1 protein-coding gene is annotated in these 885 nt (G+C 75.4%); it reads left to right on the top strand.

Annotated elements, in window-relative coordinates; translation table 11 throughout:
- Positions 1-885, top strand: an 885-nt coding sequence (locus D9R02_RS11815) for an HNH endonuclease family protein (RefSeq protein WP_259463972.1), incomplete at both ends; no start/stop codon positions are given.

Here is an 885-nt window from a genome sequence, read left to right as displayed (position 1 = left end):
CCCCCCGCACCTCCCCCACCGCACGGTTCGCCCTCGCCGCCTCCGCCCTCGTCCTGGCCCTCACCGGGTGCGGCACGCCGGGCGCTCCGACACCGTCTGCGTCCTCCACAGGCTCCGGCACCGCGCGGAGCACGACGACGCCGCCGGCCCCCTCCACCACGCCCGCCACCTCTGCGAGCCGCACCGGGGCGCCCGGGCCGAGCGCGGCGTCGTCGTCCGCCGGGGAGCACCGCGCCGAGGACCGCACGCGCGATGCCGCGCCCGGCACGGCGCTGGCGGCGCTGGACGAGATACCCGTGAAGGGCCGCGCCCCCAAGACCGGCTACTCCCGGGACGAGTTCGGACCGCGCTGGGCGGACACGGACCACAACGGCTGCGACACCCGCAACGACGTGCTGCGCCGGGACCTCACGGGGATCGACGTGAAGCCCGGGACGCACGGCTGCACGGTCGCGGCCGGTTCCCTGCTGAGCCCGTACACCGGGGTGGCCACGGCCTTCACGGCGGGGCAGGACACCAGCTCCGAGGTGCAGATCGACCACGTGGTCGCGCTCTCCGACGCGTGGCAGAAGGGCGCCCAGCAGCTCGACGCCGCCCGGCGCACCGAGCTCGCCAACGACCCCCTCAACCTGCTGGCCGTGGACGGCCCCAGCAACAACCGCAAGTCGGACGGGGACGCCGCCACCTGGCTGCCGCCTGCCACGGGTGAGCGCTGCGAGTACGTGGCCACGCAGATCGCGGTGAAGAAGAACTACGAGCTGTGGGTCACGGACGCGGAGAAGAACGCGATGGTCCGGGTGCTGGAGGCCTGCCCCGGCCACTGGCGCGCACGCGGCAGCTGCTGGCCGGCGCCCGTGGACGAGCCCGTGGACGAGCCCGTCGCTG

This window comes from Kocuria rhizophila, from assembly GCF_003667225.1.
Lineage (GTDB): Bacteria > Actinomycetota > Actinomycetes > Actinomycetales > Micrococcaceae > Kocuria > Kocuria rhizophila.
Note: the sequence above shows the minus strand (reverse complement) of the source record. Positions and strands in the feature narration are given on the sequence as shown.